The sequence below is a fragment of the Streptomyces sp. NPDC048604 genome, from assembly GCF_043199435.1.
In the GTDB taxonomy this organism is placed as follows: Bacteria; Actinomycetota; Actinomycetes; order Streptomycetales; family Streptomycetaceae; genus Streptomyces.
In genome coordinates this window covers 45,365-60,016 of record NZ_JBICVX010000004.1, presented here as the reverse complement: position 1 = coordinate 60,016, position 14,652 = coordinate 45,365, and the positions used below count along the sequence as shown (strand labels likewise).

The 14,652-nt window shown below is 70.8% G+C and carries 11 protein-coding genes; 4 read left to right on the top strand and 7 right to left on the bottom strand.

The features are described 5' to 3' along the window. The first annotated feature begins 123 nt into the window (after positions 1–123). The 3 genes from ACGFMM_RS09575 to ACGFMM_RS09565 all read left to right on the top strand — a co-directional run bounded on the left by ACGFMM_RS09575 (position 124) and on the right by ACGFMM_RS09565 (position 3,223). Positions 124–1,200, top strand: a complete 1,077-nt coding sequence (locus ACGFMM_RS09575; RefSeq protein ID WP_393644821.1) for a ParA family protein — start codon at positions 124–126, stop codon at positions 1,198–1,200. After that, a complete protein-coding gene (locus ACGFMM_RS09570) occupies positions 1,197–2,303 on the top strand; it encodes a ParB/RepB/Spo0J family partition protein (protein ID WP_393644820.1) in 1,107 nt (368 codons plus the stop codon). The genes ACGFMM_RS09575 and ACGFMM_RS09570 overlap by 4 nt, the downstream gene beginning before the upstream one ends. A gap of 302 nt (positions 2,304–2,605) precedes the next feature. Next, a complete protein-coding gene (locus ACGFMM_RS09565) occupies positions 2,606–3,223 on the top strand; it encodes a GNAT family N-acetyltransferase (protein WP_393644819.1) in 618 nt (205 codons plus the stop codon). A gap of 87 nt (positions 3,224–3,310) precedes the next feature. On the opposite strand, the gene trxA is transcribed toward ACGFMM_RS09565, so the two are convergent. The 7 genes from trxA to ACGFMM_RS09530 form a co-directional block, all read right to left on the bottom strand. Then, positions 3,311–3,640: a thioredoxin gene (gene trxA, locus ACGFMM_RS09560; protein ID WP_393644817.1), complete on the bottom strand. Its 330-nt coding sequence runs from the start codon at positions 3,638–3,640 to the stop codon at positions 3,311–3,313. Positions 3,641–3,688: 48 nt separating this feature from the next. Continuing rightward, positions 3,689–4,663 carry a thioredoxin-disulfide reductase gene (trxB, locus tag ACGFMM_RS09555; RefSeq protein WP_393644815.1) on the bottom strand — a complete coding sequence of 325 codons (975 nt, stop codon included), beginning with the start codon at positions 4,661–4,663 and terminating at the stop codon, positions 3,689–3,691. A gap of 124 nt (positions 4,664–4,787) precedes the next feature. After that, on the bottom strand, positions 4,788–5,717 hold the full coding sequence (locus ACGFMM_RS09550; RefSeq protein WP_393644814.1) for a zf-HC2 domain-containing protein: 930 nt from the start codon (positions 5,715–5,717) through the stop codon (positions 4,788–4,790). After that, positions 5,714–6,412: an RNA polymerase sigma factor SigM gene (gene sigM / locus ACGFMM_RS09545; protein ID WP_393644813.1), complete on the bottom strand. Its 699-nt coding sequence runs from the start codon at positions 6,410–6,412 to the stop codon at positions 5,714–5,716. The genes ACGFMM_RS09550 and sigM overlap by 4 nt, the downstream gene beginning before the upstream one ends. A gap of 24 nt (positions 6,413–6,436) precedes the next feature. Further along, positions 6,437–8,140, bottom strand: a complete 1,704-nt coding sequence (locus ACGFMM_RS09540; RefSeq protein WP_393644811.1) for a protein kinase family protein — start codon at positions 8,138–8,140, stop codon at positions 6,437–6,439. Positions 8,141–8,257: 117 nt separating this feature from the next. Beyond that, positions 8,258–10,462, bottom strand: a complete 2,205-nt coding sequence (murJ, locus tag ACGFMM_RS09535) for a murein biosynthesis integral membrane protein MurJ (RefSeq protein ID WP_393644810.1) — start codon at positions 10,460–10,462, stop codon at positions 8,258–8,260. Positions 10,463–10,507: 45 nt separating this feature from the next. Continuing rightward, complete coding sequence (locus ACGFMM_RS09530) at positions 10,508–12,880, bottom strand: DUF6049 family protein (protein WP_393644809.1); 2,373 nt, start codon at positions 12,878–12,880, stop codon at positions 10,508–10,510. 180 nt (positions 12,881–13,060) lie between these two features. Here ACGFMM_RS09530 and ACGFMM_RS09525 point away from each other — a divergent pair, with 180 nt between their 5' ends. Further along, complete coding sequence (locus ACGFMM_RS09525; RefSeq protein ID WP_393644808.1) at positions 13,061–14,527, top strand: CCA tRNA nucleotidyltransferase; 1,467 nt, start codon at positions 13,061–13,063, stop codon at positions 14,525–14,527. Positions 14,528–14,652: the final 125 nt, after the last annotated feature.

Genomic DNA, 14,652 nt, shown 5'->3' with positions numbered 1-14,652 from the left:
ACGCCCCGAGACCGCAAGCCCAAAAGCCCGCCGGCGAAGCCCCCCGCGAGGGTTGCGGAGTTGTCCACAGAGGTGGATTCATCCACAGAACCACGGGCCTCGCTGGTTCACGACCCCGAAAGCATGGCAGGCTCTGTTCATCGCGAGCCTGAAGCCGAGGAGAGTGAATCCTTGCGGTCCGACGCCAACATCGCGGGACCGATGACCGACCCGGTCCCCGGTCCCCGAACCGAATCGGCGGGGTCCGATGTTTCACGTGAAACATCGCCCCCGATGGACGACACCCCCATTGGTCGTGCTGCCCAACTGGCAGTCGAGGCTCTGGGGCGTGCGGGAGAGGGACTTCCCCGGCCTCCGCAGACCCGCATCATGGTGGTCGCCAACCAGAAGGGCGGCGTGGGCAAGACGACCACGACGGTCAACCTTGCCGCCTCGCTGGCGCTGCACGGCGCCCGAGTCCTGGTGATCGACCTGGACCCGCAGGGCAATGCCTCCACGGCGCTGGGCATCGACCACCATGCCGAGGTCCCCTCGATCTACGACGTCCTCGTGGAGAGCAAGCCGCTCTCCGACGTGGTGCAGCCCGTCACGGACGTGGAGGGGCTCTTCTGTGCCCCGGCGACGATCGATCTGGCCGGTGCGGAGATCGAGCTCGTGTCGCTGGTGGCACGCGAGAGCCGGCTGAAGCGGGCGATCGAGTCGTACGAGCAGCCGCTGGACTACGTCCTGATCGACTGCCCGCCCTCGCTCGGTCTGCTGACGGTCAACGCCCTGGTGGCGGGGGCCGAGGTGCTGATCCCGATCCAGTGCGAGTACTACGCGCTGGAGGGGCTGGGTCAGCTCCTGCGGAACGTCGACCTGGTGCGCGGGCATCTGAACCCGGCGCTGCATGTGTCGACGATTCTGCTCACCATGTACGACGGCAGGACGAGGCTCGCCTCCCAGGTCGCCGACGAGGTGCGCAGTCACTTCGGCGAAGAGGTGCTGCGGACCAGCATTCCGCGGTCGGTGCGCATCTCCGAGGCCCCGAGCTACGGCCAGACCGTGCTCACCTACGACCCGGGTTCCAGCGGTTCGCTGTCGTACCTGGAGGCGGCTCGCGAGATCGCGCTGAGGGGCGTCGCTCTGCACTATGACGCCCAGCACGCCCATGTGGGCATCCAGAACAACCAGCACAGCATGTCGGAGGGGATCCAGTGAGCGAGCGACGTAGGGGGTTGGGGCGTGGGCTCGGTGCGCTGATTCCTGCGGCTCCCCAGGAGCGGCCGACGCCGGCGGTCGGTGCCACGGTGGGTTCGGCCTCGCCGGGGGCGATTCCGGCGCTGGCGCCGGACCGGGGTGTGGCGGCCGCGAAGGTGGCGACGCTGCCGGCGAGCTCACCCGCGCCGGACGCGGTGATCCCGGTGGTCGAGGCCGAGACCGTGGTGGAGCCGGAGGCCGCGGCCGGGGCGCACTTCGCGGAGCTGCCGCTGGACTCGATCACGCCGAACCCGCGCCAGCCGCGTGAGGTCTTCGACGAGGACGCGCTGGCGGAGCTGGTCACCTCCATCAAGGAGGTCGGTCTGCTGCAGCCGGTCGTCGTGCGGCAGCTGGGCGCCGAGCGCTACGAGCTCATCATGGGCGAGCGGCGCTGGCGGGCCTGCCGCGAGGCGGGCCTGGAGCGGATTCCGGCGATCGTCCGGGCGACGGACGACGAGAAGCTTCTCCTGGACGCCCTCCTGGAGAACCTGCACCGTGCCCAGCTGAACCCGCTGGAGGAGGCCGCCGCCTACGACCAGCTGCTCAAGGACTTCAACTGCACGCACGACCAGCTGGCCGACCGGATCGGCCGTTCGCGGCCGCAGGTGTCGAACACGCTGCGACTGCTGCGGCTTTCGCCGCCGGTGCAGCGCAGGGTCGCGGCAGGGGTGCTCTCGGCCGGTCATGCGCGGGCGCTGCTGTCCGTGGATGACGCGGAGACCCAGGACAAGCTGGCGTACCGGATCGTCGCCGAGGGGCTCTCGGTGCGGGCGGTCGAGGAGATCGTGGCGCTGATGGGCTCGGAGCCCGAGGCCGCGAAGAAGCCGCGCGGCCCGCGGGCCGGCGCCCGGGTCTCCCCGGCGCTGACGGATCTGGCGTCCCGGCTGTCGGACCGCTTCGAGACCCGGGTGAAGGTCGACCTGGGGAAGAGCAAGGGCAAGATCGTCGTCGAGTTCGCCTCGATGGAGGACCTGGACCGCATCCTGGGCACGCTGGCGCCGGGCGAGGGACGGGTGATGGACCGCCCGCTCTCCGAGCCGGGCGAGGAGGAGGACGAGGGCTGAGAGCCCTGGGTCTTCCGTTCGTCTTGGGGCGGACCGTCGCCGGCGTGAGCCGGACACGGTCCGCCCTTTGCCATTGCTCGGTATCCGCCCGAGTGTCCGATGGATACGATGCGTTCAGGTATGGCATATCCACCGTGATCCGGCTCAGAGAGGGGCGGGGCCATGCGAGAGGTGAGCCGCGGCCGATGGGTGACGGCGGGCTTGGGCCTGGGTGTGGTCGGCGGCTTCCTCGGCAGTCTGCTGAGGGAGCGCAGCGCGCTGGCACAGGCTCGCGGTGCGGCACGTGAGGGAAGTGAGGACCTGTGGGGCGTCGACTCGTACCGCTCACCCTGGACAACCTTCCGGACCTCCCGAAGCGCTGTCGCTCGTGTGTCTTCTGGGAGCTCGACGCGGTCAGCGGAGAAGCCGCGGTAAGAGCGGGCCGGCCGGAGCTGGAGAAGGAGGCCTGGATCTCCGCCGTGCTCCTGGAGTGGGGTTCGTGCGGCCGGGTCGTCTATGTCGACGAACTGCCGGTCGGCTTCGTGCTCTACGCTCCCCCCGCCTATGTGCCGCGCTCGATGGCGTTCCCCACGAGCCCGGTGTCGGCGGACGCCGTCCAGCTGATGACGGCCTGGATCATGCCGGGCTATCAGGGACAGGGACTGGGCCGGGTGATGGTGCAGACGGTCGCCAAGGATCTGCTGCGGCGCGGCTTCCGAGCGATCGAGGCCTTCGGTGACGCGCGCTGGAAGGAGCCGGCCTGTGTGTTGCCGGCGGACCATCTTCTGGCCGTGGGGTTCAAGACCGTACGGCCACATCCGGCGCATCCGCGGTTGCGGTTGGAGTTGAGGACGACGCTCTCCTGGAAGGAGGACGTCGAGATGGCCCTGGACCGGCTGTTGGGGGCGGTGCAGAAGGAGCCCGCCCTGCGGCCCCTGTAGCGGCTCGGTACGACGACGGCCCGCCCCCGAGTGGGGGCGGGCCGTTCGTGTTTCACGTGAAACATGCGGAGGCAGGAGCCTCTGCGTTCACTCCCCGATGAAGTCCGCGAGGTCGCGCACGATGGCGGCCTTCGGCTTGGCGCCGACGATCGTCTTCACGACCTCGCCACCCTGGTAGACGTTCATGGTCGGGATCGACATGACGCCGTACTTCGCAGCCGTGTCCGGGTTCTCGTCGATGTTCAGCTTGACGATCTCGATCTTGTCACCGTGCTCCTTGGCGATGGCCTCGAGCGAGGGCGCGATCTGGCGGCAGGGGCCGCACCAGGCAGCCCAGAAGTCCACCAGGACGGGCTTGTCGCTCTTGAGGACGTCCTCGTCAAAGGTCTTGTCGGTCACGTTCTTCAGATCGGCCACGGCGGCCTCCTTCTACTTCGCGGGGTGTGGGGGTGGGGAGGGAGGGCCTCAGACGGCGGTGGTCCGGGCGGGCTCTCCGGCCTTCTCGCTGTCGGCGAGAGCTGCGAGGAAGCGCTCGGCGTCCAGGGCGGCGGAGCAGCCCGTGCCCGCAGCGGTGATCGCCTGGCGGTAGGTGTGGTCGACGACGTCGCCGGCGCCGAAGACACCGGTCAGGTTGGTACGGGTCGAGGGGGCCTCCACCTTCAGGTAGCCCTCCTCGTCCAGTTCCAGCTGACCCTTGAACAGCTCGGTGCGCGGGTCGTGGCCGACGGCGATGAACAGACCGGTGACGGGCAGCTCGCTGGTCTCGCCGGTCTTGGTGTTGCGCAGGGTCAGACCGGAGAGCTTCTGCTCGCCGTGGATCTCGGCGACCTCGCTGTCCCAGGCGAACTTGATCTTCGGGTCCGCGAAGGCCCGATCCTGCATCGCCTTCGAGGCGCGCAGAGAGTCACGGCGGTGGACGATTGTCACCGACTTGGCGAAGCGGGAGAGGAAGGTGGCCTCCTCCATCGCGGTGTCGCCGCCGCCGACGACGGCGATGTCCTGGTCCTTGAAGAAGAACCCGTCGCAGGTGGCGCACCAGGAGACGCCGCGGCCCGAGAGCACGTCCTCGTTGGGCAGACCCAGCTTGCGGTGCTGGGAGCCGGTGGTGACGATGACGGCCTTGGCGCGGTGCACGGTGCCGGCGGTGTCCGTGACGGTCTTGATGTCGCCGGTGAGGTCCACGGCGACGATGTCGTCCGGGACCAGCTCGGCGCCGAAGCGCTCGGCCTGGGCGCGCATGTTGTCCATCAGGTCCGGGCCCATGATGCCGTCACGGAAGCCGGGGAAGTTCTCCACGTCGGTCGTGTTCATCAGCGCGCCACCGGCGGTGACGGCACCCTCGAAGACCAGCGGCTTCAGCGACGCGCGCGCCGTGTAGAGCGCGGCGGTGTATCCCGCGGGCCCGGAGCCGATGATGATCACGTTACGGACGTCGCTCACGGGTTTCTTCCTCGTCTCTGCAGACTGCCTACTGCCAACGGTGGTGGGTTCGGTGACTCTCACCCCACCCAACGGATCCTAAGGGTGATGCATTCCCGGATCCGCCCCGCGGCACGGCGAAGCGTCAGGTACGAGGGTAGGCGTGGGTCAGCAGTACGTCCGCCTTGGCGGCACCGCCGCCCTCGGCGCAGGAGGCGTCGAGCACGTACGCCTGGACCTGGGAGCTGTCCGTGGCATGCGGGAGCACGACGAGATACGCCCGGGTGCCCTGGTAGTCGCCGGGCTGGAAGGCGAGTACGGGGTCGGGGCGGTCGATGCCGGCGCGTACGCAGCCGGGGAGAGCGGCGTCCGCGCTGCGCATCGGGGTGTTGCCCTCGGACTCGGTGTTCATCGACTCGGGCGTCGTGCCCTTGGGGACGTTCCGGGCCCCGTCGCGGCCCAGGAGCTCCTGTACGCGCTGGTCGATGCCGGCGCCGGAGAAACGGGAGTCCGCCGCGCTCGACGCGGCGTCGACCTTCTTGTCGCCGCTGTCCGCGGCGTTCTGCAGTCCGCCGGACTGGAGGAGCAGCGTGCCCAGACCGAGGACGGCGGCGCCGAGAACACCACCGAGCACAGCGACACGGCGGCGTCGGCGGCCGGACGGCCGTCCGGGGCCCGTGGTGGCCCGGGGGCGCCCTGCGGGCCGGTCGGCGGTCGTGGAGGGCGTGGAAGAGGCTTCGGCGGCGGGTGTGCTGTCCGCGGTCGCGGCGGGTGTTTCACGTGAAACATGGGCCGCGGTGTCCGGCGCGGTGGCGCTGAGGAGTGCCTCGGCGGCGAGTGCGGCGTCGATCCGGCCCGCGATGTCGGCCGGCATCCGGGTGGGTCCGGGCAGCGTGCCGAGAAGGCCGCGGATCTCGTCCAGGCTGGTGCGCACGTCCGCGCACAGGGCGCAGCCGTCGAGATGTCTGCGCACGGCGGCGGTGCGGGCCGGCGGCAGCAGGCCTTCGGTGAGGTCGGAGATCTCCGAGACGTCCGGGTGTTGTGTCGTGTCGGCACTGCCGGTCGTGGATGTCACGCGCGCCCACCTCCGCCCTTCACAGCAGCTGGACCGTTCGGTCCCGTATCCGATCGCCTCGACACCGGTGGGACGGATGTCCCTGGCGTCCGGTTCCTTCCCCCGTCGGGTGGCTCGTTACCCCCCGTGTCCGTGCGCAGATGAGTGAGCAGCGGCACCAGCCGGGCCCGGCCACGTGCACAGCGGCTCTTCACGGTCCCGGTGGGGACGTCGAGGATGCGGGCGGCCTCGGCCACCGGGTAGCCCTGCATGTCCACCAGGACGAGCGCGGCGCGCTGGTCGGTGGGGAGCGTGGCCAGCGCGGCGAGCAGCTCCCGGTGCAGGTCCTGCCGTTCGGCGGGGGCCTCGGCGGACTCGTGGGGTTCGAGGAGCTGTTCCAGGCGGGTGGTGTCGTCGACGGGCGAGGTCTTGCGGGAGGCGGCCTTGCGGGCCCGGTCGAGACAGGCGTTGACGGTGATCCGGTGGAGCCAGGTCGTGACGGCCGACTGGCCCCGGAAGGTATGGGCGGCCCGGAACGCGGAGACGAGGGCGTCCTGGACGGCGTCGGCGGCCTCCTCGCGGTCGCCCAGGGTGCGCAGGGCGACCGCCCACAGCCGGTCCCGGTGCCGGCGCACGAGCTCGCCGAAGGCGTCCGGGTCCCCGGCCACATGGCGTGCCAGGAGGTCCTGGTCGCTGAGACCGCCTTGTTCGTCCACCGGTGAGCCCCCTCCCCTGTGACGTCAGCTCGTGATCTTGATGTCCGCGATCTGGCCGCGGTAACCGCCGACGGCGCTCGGCAGCTCGGTCAGCCAGACGAGGACGTAGCGCGTCTTCACCGGCTTGTCCGGGCTGAGGGTCACGTGGGAGCCCTTCTCCGATGCCTGGGTGGCGTATTCGCCGGGTGCGCCGGGCCGGGAGTCGGCGCTCTCGGGCGCGGTGCGCAGCTCGACCGAGGTGGCGCCCTGGAAGGTGACCTCGACCTTGCCGACCTGCTGGACCTTGCCGAGGTCCAGGACGAGGCCCACGCCCTCCTTCAGATTGCCGAACTTGGGGTAGTCCCGGTAATTGCTGGTCGGCCACGAGGTGCTGGGGTCGCCGTCGTAGGCGCTCTCTATCTGGGAGTGGTTCTCCGAGCCGTCGCCGAGCGGGTCGAAGTCGTACGCCTCGACGATCTTCACCGGCTGCCCCGAGTTCTCCGGCTGCTTGTTCTCGGTGGTCTCCGGCTGTGTGGTCCGGGGCGGTTCCTTGTCCTTGTTCCGGTCCAGGAGCTTGTCGGCCACCTGCCAGCTGCCCAGCCCGAGCGCGGCGATGAGCAGCGCCGACACGGCCCACTTCAGGGCCCTGCCGGTCCGGGACTGCAGCGGGGCGGGCGGCTGTGGCAGTGGCTGCGTGACGGACGGCCGGGTCTGCTGGCGGCCGTACGTGCCCTGCTGGTAGGTGGTGCGCTGGTACTCGGCCGGGGCCGGGAACTCCGGCTCCGGAGGCCGGATCCGCGGCATCGCCGCGACGGCCTTGGCGAGCTCGTCCGGCGTGGTGCAGGGCGGCTCCTGGCGCGAGGCCGTGGCGCCGTCGTTGGCGAGGGCGCGCATGGCGATCTCGGAGAGCCCGCGGTGCACGCCGGCCCGCACCTGGTCGGGGGCGATCAGACCGACGTCCTTGGGGAGTCCGGTCAGCCCGTAGGCGTCGCTGTCGTAAGGCCAGCGTTGCGTGAGCGCGGCGTACAGCAGCGCGCCGATCGCCTCCGTGTCCGTGCGCTGGGGGCGCTCGGCGCTGATGCCGCGCAGGGCGGCGTTCACGGCCAGGCCGCGGATCCGGTATTGGCCGGTGGAGCTGCGCAGTACGGCGCTCGGGGTGAGCCGGAGGTGGGCCAGACCCTCGCGGTGGGCGGCGGCCATGGCCTGGGAGACCTGCGAGACGAGCTGGTAGGCGTCGTGCGGCTCCATCGGCCCGGCGGCGAGCAGAGCGGTCAGCTCGGTGGAGTCCGGGAGCCACTCGTGCACCACGTAGACCAGGTCGTTCTCCTCGACGGCGTCGAGGACCTGGACGAACCGGGGATCGCCGAGCAGGGCGGCGGACCGTGCGGCCGCCAGCACCGACCGGGCGCGGGGGTGGTCGGCGGGCAGCACATGGACGCCGACGGCGCGGCGGAGTTTCTCGTCGACGGCACGCCAACTGCTGAAACCGTCCAGACGAGTGACGCACTCCTCCAGTCGGTACCGTTTGGCCAGCTTGTGGCCGCTGTGGAGATCGGGCGCCTCGATGACCGGGTGTACGTCGCCCTTCTTCCCGTCGTCGCCGCCGTCCTTGTCCGGCGCGGACGCCTGTTCCGCCATGTCCTGCGTGTCCGCCACCCCGTCGGTCGCGGCCGTGTCCGCCTGGGCGGTCAGCGGGTCGTCTCCGCTGTTGTCGGCCACGTCGACGGCAGCCGTGCTACGTTCCGCCACCGTCGTTCCTGCCTCCCCATCCGTTGCGCCACATCCAACAGCCATGCCAATTGTGCCCACAGTCCGGCGCTATGCACGACACGCGGCGGCGGACGATGGTTGTGCGGGACCGTCCGACTAGCGCCCGAGACGGCCGCGCACCATGCCGACCATGGAGTTGAGCTCCGCGATCCGCATCCGCCGGGCCGCGACGAAGAACAGTCCGAACAGCACGGCACTGCCGACGATCAGGGCGACCAGCGAGCCGAACGCTCCGTTTCCGAGTGCCTTCAGAAGGCCGAAGCCGACCGCGCCGGCCACCACCGCGGCGGGCAGCGACGCCAGGCTCAGCCGGGCGTAGGTGCGCAGCACGTGCACGCCGTCCAGGTCGCCGCCGAGCCGGTTGCGCAGCCGCCGCCAGGCGATGCCGACGCCCACGGCGTAGGCGAGGCCGTAGGACGCGGCCATGCCGACGACCGCCCACTGCGAGGGGAGCACGAAGTAACAGGCCGCCGAGGCGGCCGCGTTGACGCCGGCGACGATGACCGTGTTGTAGAAGGGCGTCCGGGTGTCCTCGTAGGCGTAGAACCCGCGCAGGACGACGTACTGGACCGAGTACGGGATCAGGCCGAGGCCGAAGGCCATCAGGATGAAGCCCATGCCCTGAGCGGCCTGGACGCCGCTGGAGGCGTACAGCAGGGTGCACATGGGGACGCCGAGCGCCAGGAAGGCGAAGGCGACCGGGACGATCGCCACGGCGGAGTTGCGCAGGCCCTGCGAGATGTCGTCGCGGACCGCGCCAGGGTCGTCGTCGTGGGCGGCGCGGGAGATGCGGGGCAGCAGTGCCGCCATGACGGAGACCGTGATGATCGCCTGCGGCATGCCCCAGATCAGCTGGGCGTTGGAGTAGGCGAGGAAGCCCGCGCCGTCCTTGCCGGAGGCCTCGCCCGCGGCGGTGGCCAGCTGGGTCACGACGAGCACGCCGGCCTGGTTGGCGAGGACGAACAGGACGGTCCACTTGGCCAGTTTGACCGTCTTGCCGAGGCCGTGGCCCTTCCAGTCGAACCGGGGCCGGAAGCGGAAACCGGTCTCGCGCAGGTACGGGATCATCGCCAGGGCCTGGACGACCAGACCCAGCAGGGTGCCGATGCCGAGGAGCCGGATGCCCTCGTCGGGGATCGTGGTGACGCCCATCCGGGACTCGGCGGACGAGCCGTAGACCCAGATGAACAGGCCGAACGTCACGATCATCACGATGTTGTTGAGGACCGGGGTCCACATCATCGCGCCGAACTTCCCGCGCGCGTTGAGGATCTGACCCATCACCACATGCACGCCCATGAAGAAGATCGTGGGCAGGCAGTAGCGGGCGAAGGTGACGGCCACGCTGTTGGCGCCGGGGTTGTCGGCGATGGTGTTGGACATCAGCCGGATCAGCAGCGGGGCCGCGAACACGGCGACGGCCACGATCGCGCCGAGCGCCACCATGACGAGGGTGAGCAGACGGTTGGCGTACGCCTCGCCGCCGTCCTCGTCGTTCTTCATCGCCCGAACCAGCTGCGGTACGAAGACCGAGTTGAGGCCGCCGCCGACGGTGAGGATGTAGATCATCGTCGGCAGCGTGTACGCGACGGTGAAGGTGTCGCCGAGCAGGGCGGCGCCGAGCGCGCCGGTGATGACCAGGCTGCGGACGAAGCCGGTCAGCCGGGAGACGAGGGTGCCGGCCGCCATGACGGCGCTGGACTTGAGCAGCCCGGAGGCCCGGCCTCCCGGCTTCTTCGGTGCGGGGGCGGGCATCGGATCCGGCTCCGGAGCGGGGGGCGGCACCTGGCCGCCGGGGGTCTGCTGGTCCCGGTACAGGTGCGCGAAGGCGTCCGGCTCGGGGGTCTCCTCGCCGGCCCGGGTCACCAGGTCGTCGACGCCGGTGAACTGGACCGTGCGGGCGTCGTCCCCGTACGGCAGGTGCCGGGACGGCCCGTCGGGCTCGGGAGCCGGGGTCTGCGCCCACACCCGCGGGTCGGGCGCGTGCTGCGGAGCGGCCGGCTGCTGGTACAGCGGCTGCGGCTCGGCATAGGTGCCCGGCGGGGGCGGGGGGTGCGCGGCCCGGTCGTAGAGCGCCTCCGACACCGGGTCCTGGGCGGACAGGTCCTGCGCCCGGTACGGGTCGTGGTCGTAGGCGTCCTGGACGTAGGGGTCCTGCGCGTACGGGTCCTGCCCGGCCGGGGTCCCGGGCTGCGGCGCCTGGTCCTGGCCGGGCCCCGGCGGCGGTGCGGGCGTCTCGCCGGACGGCGCAGCTGCGCTGCCCGCGCCCTGGCCGCGGTCACCGTCGTACGGCGCGTTCATGCTTACCCCACCTCATCGTCCCCGGCCGACCGGCCACGACATCGCTCAACGGTCCACCTTCTCACCCGTGCCCGACGGGTCGCCGCTTTCGGGACCGGTGTCAGGCGTCGGGTCACTCGGCTGCTCGGGATCGTCGCCCTCCGCAGCCTCCGTCCCGCTCTCCGCCCCGTCCTCGGCGCCCTCGGAGTCCTCAGTGTCCTCGGACTCCGCCTTCGCCTCCGCCTCGGCGTTCCTCGCCGCGGCGCGCTTGCGCTGGCTGTACATCCGGACGCCGGCGAGCACCAGGAGCAGGACGCCGCCCGCGATGACCAGCATCACAGTCGGGGTGATCTCGGAGACCTTCACGGTGAAGGTCATCGGCCGGCCGTACGGCTTTCCGTCCTCCGTGTACAGCTGGGCGGTCATCGAGACCGGCCCGTTGGCGTTCGCCGCGGCGGTGAACTTCACCGACTGGCTGTGTCCGCCGTCGATCTTCACCGGCGCCTCGGCCATCGCGGCGCCGTCGTTGAGCTGCAGACGGGTCGGCTTGGTGGAGGTGAGCCGGAGCACCAGATTGTCCACGCCCTGCAGCAGCTTGTTCTGCACGGTGACCGGGATCGTCGCGCTGCGGCCGGAGAGGGTGAGGTCGGACTTGTCGATCAGCCGGACCTGCTCGGTGAGGCCCTGCAGATAGTCGAGGACCTCGATCCGGTAGAGCGCGGCTGCCGGGGCCTGACCGCGCCAGGAGGTCGACATCATGCGGCTGATCGCGTTGCCGAACGGCGTCACCACCCGGTACGGCATGGTGAGGATGACCTCGAAGCCGTCCAGCTCCTCCTGGGTCTTCTTCATGTCGCGGAACGCCTCGACCGGCAGCTCCCGCTTGCGCAGCTTCTGCGGGTACTGCGAGGTGCTCGGCACGTCCGTCTCCGCCCGGGGGTCCGGGCGGACCGCGGAGGCCGCGATCAGGTCCAGCGACTGGGACCACCGCTGCGGGGCCAGCCCGCGCAGCGCGGTGGCCATCGTCTGGGCCTGCGCGGCGGTGGGCATCCGCTGCGGGGCGACCACGATGCTGCGGGCCTTGTCCGGCGCCTGCAGGGTGATGGCCAGCGTCTGGGCGAGGAAGCGCTGCACCGCGAGCGTGGAGTTCTCGGCGCGGGACAGGTCGCTCTGGAAGACCGTGGAGAGCGTCGCGTCGGCGACGACCGCGGTGGTGCCGCCGCCGATCGGGCGGGCGGCCGTGGGGGTGTAGCTGAGGTCGTCGCGGAGGCTGTCGCTGCGGGCGATGACCTTGCGGGCGCCGGCCGAGGTGGCGACGTCCACGATGGCCGGGTCGACCGCGCCCTCGACGGGCCAGGCGAAGTCCGTGTTCGGCGTCACATGGAGGATCGTCTCCACGGTGGTCCTGGCGACCTCGGTGGCCGGCTTCAGCTGGCCGAGCGAGCCGGAGACGTCCTTGCCCCGGTGGGCCAGGGAGGCCAGGTCGGGGTCGGCGAAGGGGAGCGCGACCACCTTCTTGCCGGCCACCGCCTTCTCCAGGGAGCTCAGCCACTGCTCGGCGACCGCCTGGTTCTTGCCCGGCTCCGTGTCGGTGCCGCTCTTGACGCTGTAGCTGCGCGTCATGGCGTCCACGGTGGCGAGCAGGTCCGGGTCGACGACCCAGGTGACCGGCAGTTCCTTGCCGAGTGCGACCATGCGCTCCAGCCGGCCGCCGGGGGCGAGCTCGGCGGCGAGGTCGTCGTTCTCGAAGACCGGCGTCTGCTGGTCGTCGGGGCCGGTCTCGGCGGAGACGCGGGCCGAGGAGATCAGCGGCCACAGGAAGGTGAGCTGGGTCTTCTTGGTCGTGGCCTCGGGCTGCCAGGGCAGGAAGGTCCGCTCGATGCCGAGGACCCGGTCGTACGCCTGGGACGAGGTGCGCCCGGTGAGGGAGACGCCGAGCTGGTAGACGCCGGGGTCGTCCAGACCGAGCTTGGCGACCGGCACGGAGAAGGTGAAGTCCGTGCTCAGCCCGGAGCCCAGCCGCGGGATCTTGACGGTGTAGGCGCCGCCGAGCGGGGCCGGGTCACTGTCGGCGCGGTAGCCGGTGCGGCCCGCCGCCTCGTCGATCGAGCTGCGGTTGTCGAGCGGGGGACCCACCCGCAGGTCCACCGTCGCGGCGGTGACGGCCTGGCGACTGTTGTTGGTCACAGTGCCGCTGATCGTGAGGGTGTCGCTCTCCAGCGGGGCGCTCGGCGTCATGGTGTCGAGCGACACATCCACCGTCCGCGAGCCGGAGGGCTCCTTCTCGGCGACGGCCCCGGTCGCGGGCGCCGCCGACGCGACGGGCACCTGGAGCAGGCCGGCCAGCAGCGGCGCCGCGGCCGCCAGCGACGCCGTGCGCCGGAGCCACCGGCGGGCAGGTGAGGGAGCGGTCCCCTGGATGTCTGCCGCCTCGGCCACGCGTTCGCCCGTCCTCGTCGTTGTCTGTGGTGTCGGTGCTTGCCCGTGCTGTGTCCACGCATGGTAACGAGGCACGCTGTGGCGAAGTGCTGCGGACTGCTCCAGCAGTTGTGATCATCATCGGTGGCCGGGCGAAAACGGGGACGCTCCGGGCGGTGCGGCCACGTACCCTTTTCTGTTGTGCCGAACGCCAACGAAGACAACCCGACTGCACTGAGCCAGGTGCAACGCCGCGCGGTCAGCGAGCTGCTGCGCGTCTCCCCTGCCGCCGACGACCTCGCGCGCCGTTTCCAGGAGGCGGGTTTCCGCCTCGCGCTGGTCGGCGGCTCGGTTCGGGACGCGTTGCTCGGGCGGCTCGGCAATGACCTCGACTTCACCACCGACGCCCGTCCCGAGGACGTGCTGAAGATCGTCCGTCCGTGGGCGGACGCGGTCTGGGAGGTCGGGATCGCCTTCGGGACGGTCGGCTGCCAGAAGGACGCCCGTGTCGGGGACACGGTGCAGCGCTTCGAGATCGAGATCACCACGTACCGCTCGGAGGCGTACGACCGGACCTCGCGCAAGCCCGAGGTCTCCTACGGCGACTCCATCGAGCAGGACCTGGTGCGCCGGGACTTCACCGTGAACGCGATGGCGGTCGCGCTGCCGGAGAAGGAGTTCATCGACCCGCACGGCGGCCTGGAAGACCTCGCCGCGCGTGTGCTGCGCACCCCCGGCACCCCCGAGGAGTCCTTCTCCGACGACCCGCTGCGCATGATGCGGGCCGCGCGCTTCGCCGCGCAGCTCGACTTCGAGGTGGCGCCCGAGGTCGTGACGGCCATGAAGGAGATGGCCGAACGCATCGAGATCGTCTCCGCGGAGCGCGTCCGGGACGAGCTGAACAAGCTGGTGCTCGCCGCGTACCCGCGCAAGGGCCTCGGCCTGCTCGTGGACACCGGTCTCGCCGATCACGTGGTGCCCGAGCTTCCGGCCCTGCGCCTGGAGAGCGACGAACATCACCGGCACAAGGACGTCTACGAGCACTCGCTGACCGTGTTGGACCAGGCGATCGCGCTGGAGGAGGCGGGCCCCGACCTTGTGCTGCGGCTCGCTGCCCTGCTCCACGACATCGGCAAGCCGCGCACTCGCCGCTTCGAGAAGGACGGCCGGGTCTCGTTCCACCACCACGAGGTGGTCGGGGCGAAGATGACGAAGAAGCGCATGGCGGCACTCAAGTACTCAAACGAGATGATCAAGGACGTCTCCCGTCTCGTCGAGCTGCACCTGCGCTTCCACGGCTATGGCTCCGGAGAGTGGACCGACTCCGCCGTGCGGCGCTATGTGCGTGACGGCGGCCCTCTGCTGTCGCGGCTGCACAAGCTGACCCGCTCGGACTGCACCACGCGGAACAAGCGCAAGGCCGCCGCCCTGTCGCGGACCTACGACGGCCTGGAGGAGCGGATCGCGCAGCTCCAGGAGCAGGAGGAGCTGGACGCGATCCGGCCCGACCTGGACGGCAACCAGATCCAGGAGATCCTCGGGATCCGGCCCGGGCCGGCCGTCGGCCAGGCGTACAAGTTCCTGCTGGAGCTGCGTCTGGAGAACGGGCCGGTGGAGCACGACCAGGCAGTCGCCGCCCTCAAGGAGTGGTGGGCGGCTCAGAACTGAGTCGTGGCGGGGGGGGGTGTGTTGTTGGGAAAAAAAAGCCGGGCGGGGGGGGGGGGGGGGGGGGTGTGGGGGATAAATAAGCAAACCAATATAACGCGCGCGGACGACGGCCCCCCCCCCCCCAA

Bases quoted from the DNA above. Each gene is read 5' to 3' on its own strand.
- ACGFMM_RS09575 (WP_393644821.1), top strand. From the start codon at position 124: ATGGCAGGCTCTGTTCATCGCGAGCCTGAAGCCGAGGAGAGTGAATCC.
- murJ (WP_393644810.1), bottom strand. From the start codon at position 10,462: ATGAACGCGCCGTACGACGGTGACCGCGGCCAGGGCGCGGGCAGCGCA.